The organism is Streptomyces sp. HUAS MG91 (assembly GCF_040529335.1).
GTDB lineage: Bacteria > Actinomycetota > Actinomycetes > Streptomycetales > Streptomycetaceae > Streptomyces > Streptomyces tabacisoli.
In genome coordinates this window covers 3,533,154-3,551,973 of record NZ_CP159534.1, presented here as the reverse complement: position 1 = coordinate 3,551,973, position 18,820 = coordinate 3,533,154, and the positions used below count along the sequence as shown (strand labels likewise).

20 protein-coding genes are annotated in these 18,820 nt (G+C 72.3%); 12 read left to right on the top strand and 8 right to left on the bottom strand.

The genetic code is table 11. The features are described 5' to 3' along the window. Nucleotides 1-87 precede the first annotated feature (87 nt). The 6 genes from ABII15_RS16030 to ABII15_RS16005 all read left to right on the top strand — a co-directional run bounded on the left by ABII15_RS16030 (nt 88) and on the right by ABII15_RS16005 (nt 5,435). On the top strand, nt 88-1,203 hold the full coding sequence (locus ABII15_RS16030) for an ATP-binding cassette domain-containing protein (RefSeq protein ID WP_353942997.1): 1,116 nt from the start codon (nt 88-90) through the stop codon (nt 1,201-1,203). Further along, a complete protein-coding gene (locus tag ABII15_RS16025; RefSeq protein WP_353942996.1) occupies nt 1,200-1,844 on the top strand; it encodes an ABC transporter permease in 645 nt (214 codons plus the stop codon). The genes ABII15_RS16030 and ABII15_RS16025 overlap by 4 nt, the downstream gene beginning before the upstream one ends. A 5-nt stretch (nt 1,845-1,849) precedes the next feature. Further along, nucleotides 1,850-2,530 (top strand): ABC transporter permease, encoded by a 681-nt coding sequence (locus ABII15_RS16020; protein WP_353942995.1) that lies wholly within the window; start codon nt 1,850-1,852, stop codon nt 2,528-2,530. Nucleotides 2,531-2,550: 20 nt separating this feature from the next. After that, the gene (locus ABII15_RS16015; RefSeq protein ID WP_353947081.1) at nt 2,551-3,489 is read left to right on the top strand and encodes an ABC transporter substrate-binding protein; all 939 of its coding nucleotides are present in this window, start codon (nt 2,551-2,553) and stop codon (nt 3,487-3,489) included. Nucleotides 3,490-3,501: 12 nt separating this feature from the next. Continuing rightward, complete coding sequence (locus ABII15_RS16010; protein WP_353942994.1) at nt 3,502-4,923, top strand: cytosine permease; 1,422 nt, start codon at nt 3,502-3,504, stop codon at nt 4,921-4,923. Between the two features lie 68 nt (nt 4,924-4,991). After that, entirely contained in the window at nt 4,992-5,435 is a 444-nt protein-coding gene (locus ABII15_RS16005) for a hypothetical protein (RefSeq protein ID WP_353942993.1), read from the top strand. A 12-nt stretch (nt 5,436-5,447) separates the two neighbouring features. On the opposite strand, the gene ABII15_RS16000 is transcribed toward ABII15_RS16005, so the two are convergent. Beyond that, nucleotides 5,448-6,233, bottom strand: a complete 786-nt coding sequence (locus ABII15_RS16000) for an SDR family oxidoreductase (protein WP_353942992.1) — start codon at nt 6,231-6,233, stop codon at nt 5,448-5,450. 102 nt (nt 6,234-6,335) lie between these two features. On the opposite strand from ABII15_RS16000, the gene ABII15_RS15995 reads away from it, so the two are divergent. Then, complete coding sequence (locus ABII15_RS15995; protein WP_353942991.1) at nt 6,336-7,223, top strand: helix-turn-helix transcriptional regulator; 888 nt, start codon at nt 6,336-6,338, stop codon at nt 7,221-7,223. Between the two features lie 30 nt (nt 7,224-7,253). Here the strand turns inward: ABII15_RS15995 and ABII15_RS15990 are convergent, their stop codons facing one another. From ABII15_RS15990 to ABII15_RS15970, 5 genes are all read right to left on the bottom strand, one after another. Next, on the bottom strand, nt 7,254-7,628 hold the full coding sequence (locus ABII15_RS15990) for a hypothetical protein (protein ID WP_353942990.1): 375 nt from the start codon (nt 7,626-7,628) through the stop codon (nt 7,254-7,256). A gap of 64 nt (nt 7,629-7,692) precedes the next feature. Continuing rightward, nucleotides 7,693-8,229 carry a roadblock/LC7 domain-containing protein gene (locus tag ABII15_RS15985; RefSeq protein WP_353942989.1) on the bottom strand — a complete coding sequence of 179 codons (537 nt, stop codon included), beginning with the start codon at nt 8,227-8,229 and terminating at the stop codon, nt 7,693-7,695. A 65-nt stretch (nt 8,230-8,294) separates the two neighbouring features. Next, entirely contained in the window at nt 8,295-9,071 is a 777-nt protein-coding gene (locus tag ABII15_RS15980; RefSeq protein ID WP_353942988.1) for a transcriptional regulator, read from the bottom strand. Beyond that, nucleotides 9,068-9,481, bottom strand: a complete 414-nt coding sequence (locus ABII15_RS15975; protein ID WP_353942987.1) for a hypothetical protein — start codon at nt 9,479-9,481, stop codon at nt 9,068-9,070. Before ABII15_RS15975 ends, ABII15_RS15980 begins: the two co-directional genes overlap by 4 nt. A gap of 190 nt (nt 9,482-9,671) precedes the next feature. After that, nucleotides 9,672-11,045, bottom strand: a complete 1,374-nt coding sequence (locus ABII15_RS15970; RefSeq protein ID WP_353942986.1) for a diaminopimelate decarboxylase — start codon at nt 11,043-11,045, stop codon at nt 9,672-9,674. Between the two features lie 168 nt (nt 11,046-11,213). Here ABII15_RS15970 and ABII15_RS15965 point away from each other — a divergent pair, with 168 nt between their 5' ends. The 3 genes from ABII15_RS15965 (at nt 11,214) to hutI (ending at nt 15,087) form a co-directional block, all read left to right on the top strand. Next, nucleotides 11,214-12,416 carry an allantoate amidohydrolase gene (locus ABII15_RS15965; RefSeq protein ID WP_353947080.1) on the top strand — a complete coding sequence of 401 codons (1,203 nt, stop codon included), beginning with the start codon at nt 11,214-11,216 and terminating at the stop codon, nt 12,414-12,416. Next, a complete protein-coding gene (locus ABII15_RS15960; protein WP_353942985.1) occupies nt 12,413-13,756 on the top strand; it encodes a formimidoylglutamate deiminase in 1,344 nt (447 codons plus the stop codon). Before ABII15_RS15965 ends, ABII15_RS15960 begins: the two co-directional genes overlap by 4 nt. 158 nt (nt 13,757-13,914) lie before the next feature. Then, complete coding sequence (gene hutI, locus ABII15_RS15955; protein WP_353942984.1) at nt 13,915-15,087, top strand: imidazolonepropionase; 1,173 nt, start codon at nt 13,915-13,917, stop codon at nt 15,085-15,087. Between the two features lie 18 nt (nt 15,088-15,105). On the opposite strand, the gene ABII15_RS15950 is transcribed toward hutI, so the two are convergent. Continuing rightward, nucleotides 15,106-16,245, bottom strand: a complete 1,140-nt coding sequence (locus tag ABII15_RS15950; RefSeq protein ID WP_353942983.1) for a peptidoglycan bridge formation glycyltransferase FemA/FemB family protein — start codon at nt 16,243-16,245, stop codon at nt 15,106-15,108. A gap of 232 nt (nt 16,246-16,477) precedes the next feature. Between ABII15_RS15950 and ABII15_RS15945 the strand changes: the two genes are divergently transcribed. Beyond that, nucleotides 16,478-17,146, top strand: a complete 669-nt coding sequence (locus ABII15_RS15945) for a DUF4097 family beta strand repeat-containing protein (protein ID WP_353942982.1) — start codon at nt 16,478-16,480, stop codon at nt 17,144-17,146. A gap of 98 nt (nt 17,147-17,244) precedes the next feature. On the opposite strand, the gene ABII15_RS15940 is transcribed toward ABII15_RS15945, so the two are convergent. Further along, the gene (locus ABII15_RS15940; protein ID WP_353942981.1) at nt 17,245-18,174 is read right to left on the bottom strand and encodes an RNA polymerase sigma factor SigF; all 930 of its coding nucleotides are present in this window, start codon (nt 18,172-18,174) and stop codon (nt 17,245-17,247) included. Between the two features lie 264 nt (nt 18,175-18,438). Between ABII15_RS15940 and ABII15_RS15935 the strand changes: the two genes are divergently transcribed. Next, complete coding sequence (locus ABII15_RS15935) at nt 18,439-18,810, top strand: STAS domain-containing protein (RefSeq protein WP_353942980.1); 372 nt, start codon at nt 18,439-18,441, stop codon at nt 18,808-18,810. Nucleotides 18,811-18,820 lie beyond the last annotated feature (10 nt).

Genomic DNA, 18,820 nt, shown 5'->3' with positions numbered 1-18,820 from the left:
TACACCAGGCCATTGACAACTTATTCATTCACCGAGAACTCTGCATGACGGTATGCAGGACGGGCAAGAGGACTCCAGAGGCGCTCCATGATTCAGTTCGAAGCGGTCCACAAGAGGTTCCCGAACGGCACGACTGCGGTGCACGATCTCTCCCTCGACATGCCGGAGGGAGGCGTCACCGTCTTCGTCGGCTCCTCCGGGTGCGGCAAGACGACCAGCCTCCGGATGATCAACCGCATGGTCGAGCCCAGCTCCGGGACGATCCGGGTGGGCGGACGCGACGTCCTCGACCAGGACGCCGCCGAGCTGCGGCGTTCCATCGGGTACGTCATCCAGCAGGCCGGGCTCTTCCCGCACCGCACCGTCCTCGACAACGTCGCCACCGTGCCGCTGCTGCTCGGCTGGGGCCGCAAGAAGGCCCGGACGGTCGCCGCCGAGCTCCTGGAGCGGGTCGGGCTCGCCCCCGAGATGGGCAAGCGCTACCCGCACCAGCTCTCCGGCGGCCAGCAGCAGCGCGTCGGTGTGGCCCGCGCGCTCGCCGCCGATCCGCCGGTGCTGCTCATGGACGAGCCGTTCGGCGCCGTCGACCCCGTCGTGCGCACCCAGCTCCAGGACGAACTGCTCCGGCTCCAGCAGGAGTTGAGCAAGACCATCGTGTTCGTCACCCACGACATCGACGAGGCCGTGCGGCTCGGGGACCGGATAGCCGTGTTCCGCGAGGGCGGGCATCTGGTGCAGTGTGCTGCTCCCGCCGAGCTTCTGGCGCGGCCCGCCGATGAGTTCGTCGCCGATTTCCTGGGGGCCGAGCGCGGCCTGAAGCTTCTCTCGCTGACCGACCTGAGCGGCGTACCGCAGGGGCCCGCTCCGGAGGGCGGTTCCTGGGAGCTGGTCCTCGACGCGGGCCGCAAGCCGGTGGCCTGGAAGGCGAAGGACTCCGGTGCCGAGACGCCCGTACGTCCTCTGCGCGACGCGGACTCGCTGCTCTCGGCGCTGAACGAGTCCGTCGCCTCGCCCGCCGGGCTGGTGGTCCGGGTGGATGCCGACGGGGTGCTGACCGGGGTCACCTCGCGCGACGACATTCATGGGCGGGCCGGGGTCGCGCACGCGCAGGCCCTGACGGGCGCGCCGTCCCGGGGCTCTGCCCCGGACCCCGCTCCTCAATCGCCGGAGGGGCTTGAAGTGGCGGAGGCCGACGCCTCGTGACCATCGACTGGACCTGGATATCCGAGCACGGCTCGGACCTCACCAGCCTCACCCTCTCCCACCTCCAGGCCGCCCTCACGGCCGTCCTGCTCGGCCTGCTGATCTCGCTGCCGCTCGCCGTCCTCGCCCACCGGGTCCGGCCCCTGCGCGGCTTCCTGCTCGGGCTGTCGAACGTGCTGTTCACGATCCCGTCGATCGCCGTGTTCGTGCTGCTGCTCCCGGTCTCCGGACTGACCCGCACCACCACCGTCATCGGCCTGACGATCTACACCCTCGTCGTGCTGCTGCGGAACACCGTCGAGGGCCTGGACTCCGTGCCGCAGAAGACCAAGGAGGCGGCGAAGGCCATGGGCACGCGGCCGATGCGCACGCTGTTCACCGTCGAGTTCCCGCTCGCGCTGCCCGTGATCATGGCGGGTGTCCGCATCGCCACCGTCATGTCCATCTCGCTCGTCTCCGTGGCGACGTACATCGGTGACGGCGGCCTCGGCCAGCTCTTCACCGACGGGTTCCAGCGCAACTTCCCGACCCCGGTGATCGTCGGCGTCGTGCTCACGCTGCTGCTCGCGCTCGTCGCCGACGCGATCCTGGTCGCCGTGCAGCGGCTGCTCACGCCCTGGACCCGGACCCGGAAGGGCTGACCGCCATGTACGAACTGTTCAAGAACCTCGGGTCCTGGCTCGTCAGCGGCGAGCAGTGGACCGGCTCCGACGGCATCGGCCACCGGCTCGCCGAGCACCTCCAGTACTCGCTGATCGCCACCCTCGTCGCCGCCGCGATCGCCCTGCCCGTCGGGCTGCTCATCGGGCACACCGGGCGCGGCGCGTTCGTCGCGATCAACCTGTCGTCCTTCGGACGCGCGCTGCCGACCGTCGGACTCGTCGTGCTCGTCTTCCTGGCCAGCGGGCTGTCCATGTGGCCCGTCTACATCGCGCTCGTCGCGCTCGCCGTGCCGTCCATCGTGACCAACACGTACGCGGGCATGACCGCCGTCGACCCCGAGGTGCGGGACGCCGCGCGCGGCCAGGGCATGCGCGCCCACCAGGTGCTGTTCCAGGTCGAACTGCCGCTCGCGCTGCCGCTGATCATGACCGGGCTGCGGCTCGCGCTGATCCAGGTCGTGGCGACCGCCACCATCGCCGCGTACGTCTCCTTCGGCGGGCTCGGCCGCTACGTCTTCGACGGGCTCGCCCAGCGCGACCTCGTCCAGGTCCTCGGCGGCGCCGTGCTCGTCGCGGTCGTCGCCGTCGTCCTCGACCTCGCCCTGTCCGGACTCCAGCGCCTGCTGTTCCGCCACCGCCCCGCCGCCACCCCCAAGTCCGCCTAGGAGCACGCCAGATGAGCAAGATGAACCGACGCACGCTGCTCGGCGGGCTCGCCGCCGCGGCCTCCGTGCCCGCACTCGCCGCCTGCTCCAGTGGCATCACCTCGCTGGACGGGCAGGGCAGCGCCGGCTCGGGCTCCGGGTCCAGCAAGAACGGCGTCACCATCGGCACGGCCAACTTCACCGAGAACCAGGTCCTCGGCTACCTCTACGCGGCCGCGCTCGACGCCGCCGGGGTGAAGACCTCCGTGCGGCCCAACCTCGGCACCCGCGAGATCCTCATCCCCGCCCTCAAGGGCGGCGACATCGACCTGCTGCCCGAGTACCAGGGCGCCCTCCTGCACTACCTCGACACCAAGTCGAAGGCCACCGAGGAGGGCGAGATGCAGAACGCGCTCGCCATGGTCCTCCCGAACGGCCTCCAGATCCTGCCCTACGGGATGGCCGAGGACTCCGACGCCTTCGTCGTCACCCGCGAGACCGCCGCGAAGTACCACCTCAAGTCGCTCGCCGACCTCGCGAAGCACAACGGCAAGCTCGTCATCGGCGCGGCGCCCGAGGTCAAGAAGCGGCAGGTCGGCGCGGTCGGCCTGAAGGACGTCTACGGCGTCGAGTTCAAGGAGTTCAAGTCCCTCGACTCGTCCGGCCCGCTGGTGAAGGGCGCCCTGAAGAAGGGCGATGTCGACGTGGCGAACCTGTTCACCACCGACACCGACATCGCCGCCAACCACTGGGTCGTCCTCACCGACCCCAAGAACCTCGTCCCCGGCCAGCACGTGGTCCCGCTGATCGCCGACCGCAAGGCCGACTCGACCGTCCGCAAGGCGCTGGCCCGCCTCGGCAACGTCCTCACCACCGAGGACCTGACCGAGCTGAACCGCCTCGTCGACAAGGACAAGAAGGACCCCGAGGACGTGGCGAACGACTACGCGCGCCGGCACGGCCTGACGCGGAAGAAGTAAGGAGGCCATCTCATGGCAGCGGTAGTGGAGCAGCACTCCATCGACGTCGTCCCCGACAGCGAACGGCACGGGCACCCCTTCAGCCAGTTCACGCTCTGGCTCGGCGCCAACCTCCAGATCACGGCCGTCGTCACGGGCGCCCTCGCGGTCGTCTTCGGCGGCGACGTCGTCTGGTCGCTGATCGGGCTCGTCGTGGGCAACCTGCTCGGCGGCGCCGTCATGGCCCTGCACTCCGCGCAGGGTCCCAAGCTCGGACTGCCCCAGATGATCCAGTCCCGGGCGCAGTTCGGGGTGAAGGGGGCCGTCGTACCGCTGCTCCTCGTGATCCTCATGTACGTCGGGTTCTTCGCCAGCGGCAGCGTGCTCGCCGGGCAGGCGACCGCCGAGCTGACGCACACCGGCGACGTCACCGGGATCATCGTCTTCGCGCTGGTCACGGCCGTGATGGCGGCGATCGGCTACCGCGTCATCCACGTCCTGGGCCGCGTCGCCAGCGTGATCTGCGCGCTCGCCTTCGTCTACCTCGGCATCCGGCTCCTGGACCGCGTCGACCTCGGCGCGCTCCTCGGCGACGCGCACTTCTCCTTCCCGATGTTCCTGCTCGCCGTCTCCCTCTCGGCGTCCTGGCAGCTCGCGTTCGGCCCGTACGTCGCCGACTACTCGCGCTACCTGCCGCGCTCGACGAGCGGCAGGGCGACGTTCTGGTGGACGCTGTCGGGCTCGGCGCTCGGCTCGCAGTGGTCGATGACGTTCGGCGTGCTGGTCGCGGCGAGCGCCGGTGAGGCCTTCATCGACAACCAGGTCGGCTACGTCGTCTCGCTCGGCGGCGCCGGTCTCGTCGCCTCCGTCCTCTACTTCGTGATCGCGCTCGGCAAGCTCACCATCAACGTGCTCAACACCTACGGCGGCTTCATGTCGATGGTGACCGGCATCAGCGGCTTCCGCGGCCAGCGCACCCTCGGCCCGCGCGGCCGGGCCGCGTACATCGCGGTCATCATGGTCGCGGGCACGGCCGTCGCCCTGCTCGGCAAGGACAGCTTCCTGGACTCCTTCAAGGACTTCCTGCTGTTCCTGCTGACGTTCTTCACGCCCTGGTCCGCGATCAACCTTGTCGACTACTACCTGATCTCCCGCGAGCGCTACGACATCCCGGCCCTCGCCGACCCGGACGGCCGTTACGGCGCCTGGCGGTGGGACGCGCTCGCCGTGTACGCGGTCGGCGTCCTGGCCCAGCTGCCGTTCCTGGCCACGTCGTTCTACACCGGCCCGTTCGTCGAGCCGCTCGGCGGCGCCGACGTCTCCTGGATCGTGGGACTCGCCGTCCCGGCCGTCCTGTACTGGCTGCTGGCCCGCCGCGACACCTCGCACGTGCCCGACGAGACGATCCTCGGCCTGCCCCGCGAGAGCGAGCCGGTCGGCGCGGGCCGTTCCTGATCCGTCGGCGGATTTCGGGGGGTTAGCCCCACTGCCCCCGCGCCCCCGGATCCGTACCGTACGAGGGTATGGAAGCCCGCGAACGCGCACGCGATGCCGAACTGAAGAAGGAACTCGACGCGACCCTCCAGGCCCGCAGGGAACTCGGTGCGGAGTACGAGTCGGCGCTCGTCGACTCGTTCCTCGACAAGGTCGACCAGCGGCTCGACTCCGCGGTCGACCGCCGGGTGCGGAGGCAGCTCGCCGAACAGCAGATGACCGCCGCCCGCGACACCCGCCGCGGCCGTCCCCGCGGCGACAGCTGGAGCGAGCGCTTCGGCTTCGCCGTCGTCTCGCTCGTCCTCGCGATCCCGCTGTCCGCGATCGCCGTGGTCAACGCCGACCTGCCCGGGCTGCTGATCGCCTGGGGCGGCATCGTCGCGGTGAACGCCCTGCACAGCGGGGGCCTGCCGGACCGGCTGCGCCCCGGGCGGTGGTCGGGGGAGCGCACCGACAGCGAGTGGGAGGGATAGCGGACCGGCCGCTCACGCCTGGCGCGTGGGCAGCGCGATCACCTGGCGCAGATTGACCCGGCGCGGCCGGCTCGTCGTGTACGCGATCAGGTCGGCGATGTCGTCGGCGGCGAGCCCGGCCAGCTCCTCGAACATGCCGTCCAGCTGCGCCGACAGGTCCGCGTTGTCGACGTGGGAGGCCAGCTCGGTGTCGGTCAGGCCCGGTTCCAGGTTGGTGACCCGCACGTCGTGCGGGCCCAGCTCGGTGCGCAGCGACTGCGAGAGATAGGTCAGCGCGGCCTTGGTGGCCCCGTACACCGCGTAGTTCGGGAACGGGACGTGCGCGCCGATCGAGGAGATGTTCACCAGATCCGCGGTGCCGCCCGTCCCGGCCGCCGCGATCAGGTCGGGCACGAAGGCGCGGATCACCCGCAGCGCGCCGGTGACGTTCGTGTCGAGCATCCGCTGCCACTCGTCGGCGCGGCCGTCGGCGATCGGATTGGGCAGCATCACGCCCGCCGCGTTCACCACGAGGTCCACCGTCCCGTACGCGGCGTGCACCCGGTCGGCGGCCGCGTCGACGGAGGCCTGGCCGGTGAGGTCCGCGGGCACCGCCAGGGCGCTGCCGCCCGCCTTCTCGATCTCCGCGGCCAGCTCGGCGAGCCGGTCCGCGCGGCGGGCGAGGAGCGCGACCCGTACCCCGTGCGCGGCCAGCAGCCGGGCGGTCGCCTCGCCCATACCGCTGGCGGCCCCCGTGATCAGGGCGGTGCGGCCGGAGAGAGCGGCGTACGGGCTCTGGATGTTCGCTGTCGTCGTCATGGCCACGACTCTGCCGCGCCGCCGGTCGCGTACCCAGTGCAGAGCCTTTCCTGGGTCTGCCAGTACCAGGATCCCGGCGCGGACCGACCCTAGGATCGGGGCATGCATGAGGACGGGGATCTGGGCGGCATAGGGGACTTCCTGCGGTCGCGGCGGGCCCGGATCCGGCCCGACGAGGTCGGCCTGCCGGAGTACGGGCGGCGGCGGGTGCCGGGGCTGCGGCGCGAGGAGGTGGCCCAGCTCGCGGGCGTCAGCGTCGACTACTACATCCGGCTCGAACAGGGGCGCGGCTCGTCCGTCTCCGACGCCGTCCTGGACGCCGTCGCCCGGGTGCTGCGGCTCGACGGGACCGAGCAGGCGTACCTGCGGTCGGTGGCGCGGCCCGCACCGGCCCGCCGCCGGAGGGAGACCGAGCAGCCGGTGCGGCCCGGACTGCGGCTGCTCCTGGACACCATCGACCGGGCGCCCGCCTTCGTGCTCGGCCGCCGCATGGACGTCCTCGCCTGGAACGCGCTCGGCGACGCCCTGCTCGGGTTCTCGGCGATGGCGCCGAAGGACCGCAACATGCCGCGGCAGGTGTTCCTCGAACCGGCCGCGCGGGAGCTCTACCCGCAGTGGGCCGCGGTCGCCGCGGAGACCGTCGCCCACCTGCGCCTCGACGCGGGCCTGCACCCGGGCGACCCGCGGCTGGCCCGCCTGGTGGGCGAACTGTCCCTGGCCAGCGAGGAGTTCCGGCGGCTGTGGGCCGACCACCAGGTGAAGCGGAAGACGGCCGGCGCGAAGCGGATGCTGCACCCGGTCGTCGGTGAACTGTCCATGCCCTACGAGACGTTGACCGTCTCCGGCGAACCCGACCAGGCCCTCGTGGTGTACACGCCGGAGCCGGGATCCGTCACGGCGGACCGGCTGCGGATCCTGGCCGGACACCGGGCGACCGGGACGGCCGTGGCAGCGGCGGACGCCGCGCCCGGTGGGGCGCGGCGTCGTTAGGGCCTGTCCGGCGGCCTGACCCGCCCGGGCTCAGACCTCCAGTTCGGCCTCGATCTTCTTGAGCTGGTGCCGTGCCATCGCCAGATTGGCGCGCGAGGAGTCGAGGACCAGGTAGAGGAAGAGCCCGTTGCCCCCGCGGCCTTTGATCAGGCGGATCAGGTGATACTGGCTGTTCAGGGTGATCAGGATGTCCTCGATCTCGTCCTTGATGCCGAGGTGTTCCATGGTGCGGAGCTTGGCGCGGACGACGTCGGTGTTCCCCGCCGCCGCCACCTCCAGGTCGAACGACTTGGAGCCGCCGATGGTCCCGAGGGCCATGCCGCTGGTGTAGTCGACCAGGGCGGCGGCGCTGGCGCCCTCGATGGAGGCGATGGCGTCCTTGAGAGCGGTCTCGGCGTTGGTCATGGTGGTGGTTCCTTTCGTGTACGGCTTCTCTGTGTCGCGTTCTGTGGGCGCCAACCGGCCCTGGTCAGCGAGCCGTTCGCGGTTGCAGCTTGGGCTCGGCGTGCTTGGCGAGGTCGGACGGCTTGGCGGTGCGGACCGGGAGCCCGCTGTCGGTGGTCGGGGCCGCTTCGTTCGCGGCGGTGCGGGCCCGGGACCGGCCCCTGGTCCGCATCACGGGTTCGGGCAGCTCGGCGGCCTCGGCGACGAGTTCGCCGACCCGGGTGCCGGCTCTGCGGCCCTCCAGGTGGAGCCGTCCGACGTTGACCCGGTTCTCGGCGAGCAGGGTCAGGACCGCGGTGTCCCCGGCGGCGTACGTGGCGACGTAGCCGTTGGTGCCGCGCACCAGCAGTTCGCGGAACGCGCCCTGCCCGGTGGCGTCGGAGAGGCGCTGGGCGACCCCCAGGGCGGCGGCGGTCAGCGCGGCAACCCCCTCCGGCTCGACGCCGGAGGTGTCCTGGGCGAGGACCAGCCCGTCGACGCTGGCCGCGAGCGCCCCCGTGACCTGGGGCACCCGCACTCTCAACCGCTGTAGTTCGCCGAGGACTTCGGCCTCGTCCGCCATCGGCGGTCTCCCTTCGGAGAGTTCGGAGGATGCGGCGGGGCCCCGGGTGCCGCGGCGGAGGCGGATCACAGGGCCTCCAGGGCGTTGCGCAGGCGGCGCAGCAGGGCCACGTCGGGGTCGTCGACGTCGGCCTTCGCCAGCCACTCGGGCGGGGCGACGGGGGCGGCCGGAGCCGGGGGCGCGGTGGTGACCAGACCGCCCGCGGCGAGCCGCCGCAGGTCCACCAGGGTGTGGAAGGCGGGCCGGCCGAGCATGAGCGCGATCTGGGACGCGGTGCGCTCGCCGTCCACCAGATCGAGGACGCGGCGCCGGCGCGGCGGCACCCGCGCGTCCTGGGTGCCGGCCCGGGTGAGCGGCGCGGTGTCGGTGTCCGGCTCGGGCCAGATCCGCTGGAGCAGGTCGCGGCGGCGCAGCGTCTCCCGCTCGACGGACGCCACCGGCACCGGGCGCACCGCCCCGAACCAGTGCGAGACCCCGTAGCGGAACCGGGTCGGGCCGCTGCTCGGGGCGAGGGTGAAGTACGCGGCGTCGAACAGGGCGCCCAGATGGCACAGTTCGAGGGCGCCGTCGCTCAGTCCGCCGTGCTCGACGAGATAGCGGCCGACGCTGCGCCGGGCCCCGGCCCGGTCGACCGCCTCCCACCAGCCGTCGGCGTGCACGGCGCCGCCCGCGGTGAGCAGGACGTCCATCCCGGGCGTCGCCGGGGACTCCGCGTGCACGATCCGGCCGTCGGCGAGATAGAGCGTGCCGTGTTCCCGTATCAGGGCTCCGGTCGCCTGCTCGGCGGCGAGTCTGCTGAGCATCGGGGAGACGCCGGCGGCGGGCGCGGAGGCGGTGGTCATCCCAGGACCAGCCGGTCGGCCAGGTCGGCCAGGCGTATGCGGGACAGCGCGAGATTGCCCTCGTCGCGGTCGAGCCACAGGTGCAGGAAGACGCTGCTGTCGAAGGTGGTCGGCACGAAGCGCAGCAGGTGGTAGCCGTCGCGGCTGGTGACGATGACGTCCTCGACCGGCGGCGACTTGTCGCCGCCGGCGTCCTGCGTCCAGTCGTTGCCGTCGGCGGGGGCGAAGGCCCGGTGCTCGGCGGCCAGCCTGGCCAGTTCCGCCGCCTCGGTGGCGGTGGCCTCGTGGTCGCCGTTGGGCGAGTCCCCGATGGTGCCCAGCGCGAGTCCGCTGGTCCAGTCGACGACGGAGGCGCCGCGCGCTCCCGGCAGCCGCATGGCCTCGAGCAGGCACTCGTCGATTCCGGGCACGCCTGAAACCCCCCACCTTCGCCGCGTTCGTGTACCGCTGATGCGCGTGTGACCAGGACGCTACGCACAGTGCGGCGGCCTGGTGAGCGTTCTGGCATTTTCCGGTGGAACATTTGAAGACGGTCTAGAATCCGCCAACCCGCCCTGAACCGAGCGGTGTTCCACCGTGCGCCGCGGGCCGCCCGATCGGTCAGAGATCCAGCAGGGTGCCGCGCAGCGCGCCGCCGGACTCCGCGACGATCTCCTCGGCCGTCTGCGGCTCCCGTACGGTCGCGAACCGGACCTCTCCGCCGGGCTCGGCGGTGAAGCCGTAGATCCCGGGCCGGGCCAGCGAGTTGTACGCGTAGTGGTGCGCGAAGCCGTAGGCGCCGGTGTCGAGCGCGGCCACGTGGTCGCCCGCCGCCAGCAGCGGCAGGGCGCGGTTCCTCGCGAGCAGGTCGCCCGCGAAGCAGGCGGGCCCGGCGATGTCCTGCGCGACCTCCGGCCCCTTCGCGGGCCGGCCCTGCGCGTCGTACGCGGCGATCCGCAGCGGCCACGCCTCGGGCAGGTACACGGTCCGGGTCGCCACCTGGACGCCCGCGTGGGTCACGGCGATCGGGCGCCCGCCGCTCTCCTTCGCGTACTCCACGCGCGCGAGCGTCGTGCCGTGCTTGGCGAGCAGGGAGCGCCCGAACTCGGTCACCAGGCCGTAGCGCCCGTCGAAGAGCCCCGGCACCCGCTCGGCGAGCAGCTTCGCGTACCCGGCGTGGTCCGGGGTGTCCTCGTCGGAGCCGAAGTTCACCGGGAGGCCGCCGCCGATGTCGAGGGTGTCGATCTGGCGCCGCCCGGCCAGCCCGTTGATCTCCTCGGCGAGTTCGTACGCCGCGTGCACCCCCTCGGCGAGCAGCTCCAGCGGCACCCCCTGCGATCCGGAGTGCGTGTGCAGGCGGGTCAGCCACGGCCGGTCCAGGTACGCCCGCACGACCCACCGGCGGGCCCCCTCGTCGCGCAGCGCCACCCCGAACTTGGAGGTGGCGGTCGCGGTCGACGTGGCGTCGATGGACCCGGCCCCGGTCTGCGGGTTCACCCGCAGGCCGAGCGGGGAGCGGGTGGGCGCGGAGGCGACGAGGGTGTCGAGGCGGGCCAGCTCCTGCGGGTTGTCGGCGTTCACGGCGATGCCGAGGGCGAGCGCCTCGCGCAGTTCGGCGCCGGTCTTGGCGGGGGAGTCGAGGACGGTGCGGGCCGGCGGCACCCCGGCGGCGCGGGCCAGGGCCAGCTCGCCGGGGCTCGCCACCTCGGCGCCGAGACCGGCCTGGTGCAGCAGCCGCAGCACCGGCACGAGCGGGGTGGCCTTCACCGCGAAGGCGTGCAGGATCTCGTTGCCGGGCGCGGCGACCGCGTCGAAGGCGGCGCGCAGGGCGGCCGCGGAGGCGCGGATGCCGGTCACGTCGAGCAGCCCGGCCACCGGGGCGCCGGGCCCGACGAGGCCCTGTGCGACGGCCGCGCGCACGGCCAGGTCGCGATCGCGCGCGCGACGGGCGGGGAGTCCGGGCAGGGGAAGGGTGGACGTGTCCGTGGATGCCATGCGTCCAGGCAACCACCGGGAGGGCGCCCGGGCGATGTGTTGACTAGGTCTATTCAAACGACCAGGATGTGAATAGAGAACGTGTCAGGGAGCCATGGGAGAGGACGGCAGTCAGTGAGCACTCAAGCCCCGTCGGGGGCGCGGGACGGTGGCCCGGACTTCCTGGAGATGTGGCGGGACCTCCTCCCCGTGGGCCGGGACAAGGAGACCCGCGGCTACCGCCGGCACGCCTGGACGGGCGCCGACGCCGACTGCCGCGCCTGGTTCAGGGACCAGGCGGAGTCCCGCGGCCTGACCTACGAGCTGGACCGCAACGGCAACCAGTGGGCCTGGCTCGGTGACCCGGAGGCCGGCGGAGCCGTCGTCACCGGCTCCCACCTGGACTCGGTCCCCGACGGCGGCGCCTTCGACGGCCCCCTCGGCGTGGTCTCCTCCTTCGCCGCCCTGGACGAACTCCGCCGCAGGGGAGCGGAGTTCGCCAAGCCGTTCGCCATCACCAACTTCGGCGACGAGGAGGGCGCCCGCTTCGGCCTGGCCTGCGTGGGCTCGCGCCTCACCGGTGGCCACCTCACCCGCGAGGCGGCGTTCCGGCTCACCGACGCCGACGGCGTCACGCTCCCGCAGGCGATGGAGCGGGCCGGGTACGACCCCGAGGCGATCGGCCCGGACCCCGAACGCCTCGCCCGGATCGACGCGTTCATCGAACTCCACGTCGAGCAGGGCCGCGCCCTGGACCTGTCCGGCGACGCGGTCGGCATCGCCAGCTCCATCTGGCCGCACGGCCGCTGGCGCTTCGACTTCTCCGGCGAGGCCAACCACGCGGGCACCACCCGCCTCGTCGACCGCCGCGACCCGATGCTGCCCTACGCCGAGACGGTCCTCGCCGCCCGCCGCGAGGCCCGCCTCGCCGACACCGTCGCCACCTTCGGCAAGATCTCCGTCGAGCCGAACGGCGTCAACGCCATCCCCTCCCTGGTGCGCGGCTGGCTCGACTCCCGCGCCGCCGGGCAGGACGCCCTCGACCGGACGGTCACCGCGATCGAGAAGGCCGCCCGCGAGTACGCCGACGCGCACGGCATCGACGTCACCCTCACCCGCGAGTCGTTCACTCCGGTCGTCGAGTTCGACCACGCGCTGCGCGACGAACTCTCCCGCATCCTCGGCCTGGAAGCGGGCCTCGACGTGCCCGTCCTCGGCACCGGAGCGGGACACGACGCGGGAATCCTCGCCTCGTCGATCCCCACCGCCATGCTGTTCGTACGCAACCCGACGGGCGTCTCGCACTCCCCGGCCGAGTCCGCCGCCGAGGACGACTGCCTCGCCGGGGTGCGCGCACTGGCCGACGTACTGGAAGGGCTGGCCTGCAAGTGACGACGACGTACTGGTTGGAGCACGCCTGGCTGGGCACGCACGTCGAGCCGAACGTGGCCGTCGACGTGACGGTGACGGACGGCGTCGGCCGCGTCACCGCGGTCCGCACGGACGTCACCGCCCCGCCGCCCGGCGCGACCGTCCTGCGCGGCCTGACCCTGCCGGGCCTCGCCAACGCGCACAGCCACGCCTTCCACCGGGCGCTGCGCGCGACGGTGCAGGTCGGCTCGGGCACGTTCTGGACCTGGCGCGAGGTCATGTACGCGGTCGCGGACCGCCTCACGCCCGACACCTACCACGCCCTGGCCCGCGCGGTGTACGCGGAGATGGCGCTGACCGGCATCACGGCCGTCGGCGAGTTCCACTACGTGCACCACGCCCCCGGCGGCACCCGCTACGCCGATCCCAACGCGATGGGCGAGGCGCTGATCGCGGCCGCCGCCGACGCCGGCATCCGCGTCACGCTCCTCGACACGGCGTACGTCTCCGCCGGCTTCGGCAAGGAGCCCGACCGCCACCAGCTCCGCTTCTCCGACGGCACCACGCAGGGCTGGGCCGAGCGCGCGTCCCTGCTGACCGACCGGCCGCACGCCCGGATCGGCGCCGCCGTGCACTCCGTGCGGGCGGTTCCGGCGGACCAGCTGGCGACGGTCGCCGAATGGGCCGCCGAGCGGGGCGCGCCGCTCCACGTCCACCTCTCCGAGCAGACCGCGGAGAACGACGCCTGCCAGGCCGCCCACGGCTGCACGCCGACCCGGCTCCTCGCCGACCACGGGGTGCTGGGCGCCCGCACCACCGGCGTGCACAACACCCACCTCACCGACGACGACATCAAGCTGATCGGCGGCTCGGCCACCGGTACCTGCATGTGCCCGACCACCGAACGCGACCTCGCCGACGGCATCGGCCCCGCCGTCCAGCTCCAGCAGGCCGGTTCGCCGCTCTCCCTCGGCTCGGACAGCCACGCCGTGATCGACCTCTTCGAGGAGGCGCGCGCGATGGAGCTGAACGAGCGGCTGCGCTCCCGTACCCGGGGGCACTGGACGGCGAACGCGCTGCTGCGGGCCGCCTCCGCCGACGGGCACGCCGCGCTCGGCTGGCCCGACGCCGGGGCCATCGAGCCCGGCGCCCTCGCCGACCTGGTCACCGTCCGCCTCGACTCGGTCCGCACCGCCGGCGCGCTCCCTCGGCTCGGCGCCGAGACCGCGGTCTTCTCGGCGGGCGGAGCCGATGTCTCCGACGTGGTCGCGGGGGGCCGGGTGGTGGTCCGCGACGGTGAGCATCTGTCGGTCGGCGACGTGCCCTCCGCCCTGACGGAAGCCATCGCGGCACTGAGGTAGCGCTTTCGTCGCCGAGTGCGACCCGGTGGCCTCTTCTCGCGCAGTTCCCCGCGCCCCTGAAAGGCCTGCGGCCTTCAGGGGCGCGGGGAACTGCGCGACCAGCCGCCCACGCACCCGCACGCTCGGCACAACCGTCCCACCCACCCCGGAGAGGAACCATGACAGCGACGACGGCGATCACCAACATCGGCACCCTGGTCACCAACAACCCAGACCTCGGCGACGGCCCCCTCGGCCAGATCAAGGACGCCGCGCTCGTCATCGAGGGCGACCGCATCGCCTGGGCGGGCCCGACGGCAAAGGTCCCGGCGACGGACGACACCCACGACGCACAGGGCCGAGCCGTGATCCCCGGGTTCGTCGACTCCCACTCCCACCTGATCTTCGCCGGCGACCGCACCGAAGAGTTCAACGCCCGCATGTCCGGCCAGAGCTACAAGGCCGGAGGCATCCGCACCACGGTCGCCGCCACCCGCGCCGCCACCGACGCCGCACTCGAAGCGAACCTCACCCACTACCTCGCGGAAGCGCTCCGCCAGGGCACGACCACCTTCGAGACCAAGTCCGGCTACGGCCTCACCACGGCCGACGAAGAGCGCGCCCTGCGCATCGCGAAGGCCCACACCGACGAGGTCACCTATCTCGGCGCCCACATCGTGTCCCCCGACCACGCCGACGACCCCGCGGCCTACGTGGCCCTGGTCACCGGCGAGATGCTGGACGCCTGCGCCCCGCACGCCCGCTGGATCGACGTCTTCTGCGAGAAGGGCGCCTTCGACGGCGACCAGGCGCGCGCGATCCTCACGGCCGGCAAGGCCAAGGGCCTGCTCCCGCGCATCCACGCCAACCAGCTCTCCTACGGCCCCGGCGTGCAGCTGGCCGTCGAGCTGGACGCCGCGAGCGCCGACCACTGCACCCACCTCACGGACGCCGACGTCGACGCCCTCGCCAACAGCGACACGGTGGCGACCCTGCTCCCCGGCGCCGAGTTCTCCACCCGCGCCGAGTGGCCGGACGCCCGCCGCCTGCTCGACGCGGGCGCCACGGTGGCCCTGTCCACGGACTGCAACCCGGGCTCGTCCTTCACGTCCTCGGTGCCGTTCTGCATCGCCCTCGCGGTACGGGACATGGGCATGACCCCGGACGAGGCGCTCTGGGCGGCGACGGCGGGCGGTGCGAAGGCGCTGCGCCGCACGGACGTCGGCCACCTGGCGCCCGGGGCGCGGGCGGACCTGGCGTTCCTGGACGCCCCCAGCCACGTACACCTGGCGTACCGGCCGGGCGTGCCGCTGGTGTCGGAGGTCTGGCGGGCCGGGGTCCGCGCGGCCTGACCGGCGCTCCCGGCGGGCTCAGCGGTGCCCGAGGTAGAACCCCAACGCCCGTTGCAGCACGCGGCCCTGGGGCCCGACGGGCAGCTCCCACTCGCCCAGGTACTCCACGGCCCGCCCGCCGGCCCCGGTCTTGAAGCGGAGGCGGCCGAGCAGCCGGTTGTCCTCGGTGAGGAGCGGGCTGACGGCCCGCAGGTCGTACGCGTCCGCGCCCGCCGCCCGCGCGACGCCCAGCATCCGCCACAACAGGGCGTTGCTGGGCCGCAGTTCGTGCCCCCGGGGGCCGGACGCGGCGTAGGAGTGCCAGAAGCGGGACCCGACGGAGATCATCAGCGCGGCGGACAGCGCCTCGCCGTCGTGCTCGGCGAGATAGAGCCGCAGCCGGTCGCCGTCCTCCGTGTTGAGCGCCTGCCACATCCGGTCGAAGTACGCGACGGGCCGGGCCTTGAACCCGTCCCGGGCGGCGGTCTGCACGTACAGCCGGTGGAAGGCGGGCAGGTCGGCGACCGAGCCCCAGGTCACCCGGACCCCGGCCGCCTCGGACGTGTCCAGCGCCTCCTGCCAGTGCGGCGCGAGCCCGTCGCGCACCTCCTGCGCCGACCGCCCGGCGAGCGGCACCTGGCACCCGTACCGCGGCTGCCCCACGCCGAACCCGGCGTCGTCGCCGTCCGCGCACGGCCGCCAGCCGAGCCGCCGCAGCCGCTCCCCGACCTGGAGGGCGGTGCCGTCGATGTGGTCGGCCGCCATGCCGTGCAGATGCCGTACGCCGCTGTCGGCGATGCCCTCCGCGACGGTGGCCGGCTCCCACTGCCGGACGACGAGCGGCGGGCCGATGCGCAGCGAGAACGCCCCGCGCTCCGTCACGTGCTCGATCAGCGGCTCCAGCCACCGGCCGAGCCGCGGGTCCCGCCAGTCGATCGAGGGTCCGTCGGGCAGATAGGCGAGCGTGCGCCGGGTCCCGGGCAGCGCCCGGTACAGCACCAGCGCGGCCCCCACCCTGGACAGGCCCTCGAACCATCCGATGCTCTCCGCCGCCCAGTCGGGCTTCACGGCGCCCCACTCGGGGATCTGGAGATGGCTCACGCCGGGATACAGGGTGAGGTGGGCCAGATGCTCCGCGCGGGAGAGGACGCGCACGGAGAGAGCGGGCTGGCTGGTCATGGCAGGTGAGGGCTCCTGTTCTGCGGCGGCCAGCCTAAGCCCTCCGGAGCGTTCACTGTCATTGATTGCAATGAATCCGGGACCGATGTTGCGTTAACTTCACGTCTGGTTGCAACGAAATACCTTTACTGAACTGGGAGTTCGGCACTCCGCTGCAATAAAGCCATTGATGAATCAGCGAACGCAACGTAGCGTTTCTCTCATCGGAAACAACGAATCCCAGGAGAGAACCATGCAGACCTTCGCCACCCCCGCCCCGATCGCCGCCGTCGTCACCGTCCCCGCCGCCCGCATCGAGGTCGCCGCCGCGGACCGCGCCGACACCACCGTCGAGATCCGGCCCGCGAACCCCGGCAACAGCCGGGACGTGCGGGCGGCCGAGGAGATCACCGCGGTCTGTGCCGACGGCGCGCTGCGGATCACGGCCCCCGAGGCGAAGCACCAGGCCTTCGGCTCGTCCGGCTCGGTCGAGATCACCGTCGGGCTCCCCGCCGGTTCCGGCCTGGAGGTCACGGCCGCCGCCGGCGAACTGCGCGCGGCCGGCCCGCTCGGGGACGTCGTCGTCGAGAGCGCCCGGGGCCCGGTCCGGCTCGACGAGGCCGCGAGCGCCCGGATCGTCCTCCAGGACGGCGCCATCACGATCGGCCGGCTCGCGGGCGGCGGCGAACTCGTCACTCAGCGCGGCGACCTGACCGTCTCCGAGGCCGTCGGCGGCAAGCTCGTACTGAACACGCAGAAGGGTGACATCACCGTCACCGCCGCCGCCGGGGCCTCCGCATCGCTGGACGCCGGCACCGGCTACGGCCGCGTCACCAACACCCTCAAGAACGACGGCTCCACCCCCGCCCTGGCCATCGCGGCGACCACCTCCTACGGCGACATCGCCGCCCGCGGCCTCTGAGCGCACGCGAAACGGGTCCGTCTCCCGGGGATCGGGGAGGCGGACCCGTTGTGCGCGAGAAACCGTGCTGGTCGGTAAGGGGCCGGAGGGCGGCGGGCTCACTCCTCCACCGTCAGCCCCTTGCGCAGACGTACCAAGGTGCGCGACAGCAGCCGCGACACGTGCATCTGCGAGATTCCCAGCTCTTCGCCGATCTCCGACTGGGTCATGTTCGCCACGAAGCGCAAGGACAGGATCTTGCGGTCGCGCGCCGGGAGTTCGGCGATCAGCGGCTTGAGGGACTCGACGTACTCGATGCCCTCCAGGCCGTGGTCCTCGTAACCGATGCGGTCGGCGAGGGCGCCCTCGGAGTCGTCCTCCTCGGGCTGCGCGTCGAGCGAGCTGGCGGTGTAGGCGTTGGACGCCGCCATGCCCTCGACGACCTCTTCGTTGGTGATGCCCAGGCGTTCGGCGAGCTCGCCCACCGTGGGGGCGCGGTCGAGCTGCTGGGCGAGTTCGTCGCCCGCCTTGGCGAGGTCGAGGCGGAGTTCCTGAAGGCGTCGCGGTACGCGCACCGACCAGGAGGTGTCCCGGAAGAAGCGCTTGATCTCGCCGACGATGGTCGGCATCGCGAAGGTGGGGAACTCGACGCCGCGGCTCAGCTCGAAGCGGTCGATCGCCTTGATCAGGCCGATGGTGCCGACCTGGATGATGTCCTCCATCGGCTCGCTGCGGGAGCGGAACCGGGAGGCCGCGAACTTCACCAGGGCGAGATTGAGCTCGACCAGGGTGTTGCGGACGTAGGAAAAGTCGTGGGTGCCCTCTTCGAGGGACTCGAGACGCTCGAAGAGCGTCTTGGAGAGCGCTCGGGCGTCGAGCGGGGCGACCTCGTCGTACGGGGGGATCTCCGGCAGGCCGTCGAGCCCTTCCAGGGAGTCCGTCGCGGTGCCGGAAGCGTCCGAAGCGGTGGCGTCGGCGTCGGCGCGGGGTTCCGGGGGGAGAGCCGACGACGCCTGGTCAGTACGCGATTCGTCGAGCCGGGGTGACATGATGTCCTCCATCGTTCTCGGCATATGGCTGCCGATGCCAATACGTGCACTGTGCGGTGTGCGGCGCCTCCGAAGCCGGCCGTGTCGAGTGGTGTCCTTACTAGGCCTACCCGGTTTCCACATCGAGCCGCAAGTGCGCTTGATGGTGAAATGTCCGATTCCTAGGGGTTGTTCGGGTACCGGGGCGCGTACGGAAGGCGTAGTGTTCGAGGGCGTCAACCGCACGTCGTAAGCAGTGCAGAGCTCGAGCGGGAGAGGGTCGTCATGGACCGCGGGACAGTCGGCAGCGCCAATAGGGGCCGGCTTCTGGTCGAGGTGCGGCAGGAGGGCTCCAGCGCCGTGGTGACACCGGCGGGTGAGTTGGATCACCACACGGCCGATCTGCTGCGTGAACCCCTGGATGAATGCCTCACGAACGGACTTTCCCGGCTCGTCGTCGACTGTTCACGCCTGGAGTTCTGCGACTCGACCGGGTTGAACGTGCTGCTCGGCGCCCGTCTCAAGGCCGAGGCCGCGGGCGGCGGAGTCCATCTGGCCGGGATGCTGCCGGTGGTGGCCCGGGTCTTCGAGATCACCGGCGCGGAGGCCGTTTTTTCCGTGCACGGATCACTGGAAGCGGCGCTCGCCGCGGAGTGATGCGAAGCCT

Bases quoted from the DNA above. Each gene is read 5' to 3' on its own strand.
- ABII15_RS16030 (WP_353942997.1), top strand. From the start codon at position 88: ATGATTCAGTTCGAAGCGGTCCACAAGAGGTTCCCGAACGGCACGACT.
- ABII15_RS16020 (WP_353942995.1), top strand. From the start codon at position 1,850: ATGTACGAACTGTTCAAGAACCTCGGGTCCTGGCTCGTCAGCGGCGAG.
- ABII15_RS16015 (WP_353947081.1), top strand. From the start codon at position 2,551: ATGAACCGACGCACGCTGCTCGGCGGGCTCGCCGCCGCGGCCTCCGTG.
- ABII15_RS16010 (WP_353942994.1), top strand. From the start codon at position 3,502: ATGGCAGCGGTAGTGGAGCAGCACTCCATCGACGTCGTCCCCGACAGC.
- ABII15_RS16005 (WP_353942993.1), top strand. From the start codon at position 4,992: ATGGAAGCCCGCGAACGCGCACGCGATGCCGAACTGAAGAAGGAACTC.
- ABII15_RS16000 (WP_353942992.1), bottom strand. From the start codon at position 6,233: ATGACGACGACAGCGAACATCCAGAGCCCGTACGCCGCTCTCTCCGGC.
- ABII15_RS15995 (WP_353942991.1), top strand. From the start codon at position 6,336: ATGCATGAGGACGGGGATCTGGGCGGCATAGGGGACTTCCTGCGGTCG.
- ABII15_RS15990 (WP_353942990.1), bottom strand. From the start codon at position 7,628: ATGACCAACGCCGAGACCGCTCTCAAGGACGCCATCGCCTCCATCGAG.
- ABII15_RS15985 (WP_353942989.1), bottom strand. From the start codon at position 8,229: ATGGCGGACGAGGCCGAAGTCCTCGGCGAACTACAGCGGTTGAGAGTG.
- ABII15_RS15980 (WP_353942988.1), bottom strand. From the start codon at position 9,071: ATGACCACCGCCTCCGCGCCCGCCGCCGGCGTCTCCCCGATGCTCAGC.
- ABII15_RS15970 (WP_353942986.1), bottom strand. From the start codon at position 11,045: ATGGCATCCACGGACACGTCCACCCTTCCCCTGCCCGGACTCCCCGCC.
- ABII15_RS15965 (WP_353947080.1), top strand. From the start codon at position 11,214: ATGTGGCGGGACCTCCTCCCCGTGGGCCGGGACAAGGAGACCCGCGGC.
- hutI (WP_353942984.1), top strand. From the start codon at position 13,915: ATGACAGCGACGACGGCGATCACCAACATCGGCACCCTGGTCACCAAC.
- ABII15_RS15950 (WP_353942983.1), bottom strand. From the start codon at position 16,245: ATGACCAGCCAGCCCGCTCTCTCCGTGCGCGTCCTCTCCCGCGCGGAG.
- ABII15_RS15945 (WP_353942982.1), top strand. From the start codon at position 16,478: ATGCAGACCTTCGCCACCCCCGCCCCGATCGCCGCCGTCGTCACCGTC.
- ABII15_RS15940 (WP_353942981.1), bottom strand. From the start codon at position 18,174: ATGTCACCCCGGCTCGACGAATCGCGTACTGACCAGGCGTCGTCGGCT.
- ABII15_RS15935 (WP_353942980.1), top strand. From the start codon at position 18,439: ATGGACCGCGGGACAGTCGGCAGCGCCAATAGGGGCCGGCTTCTGGTC.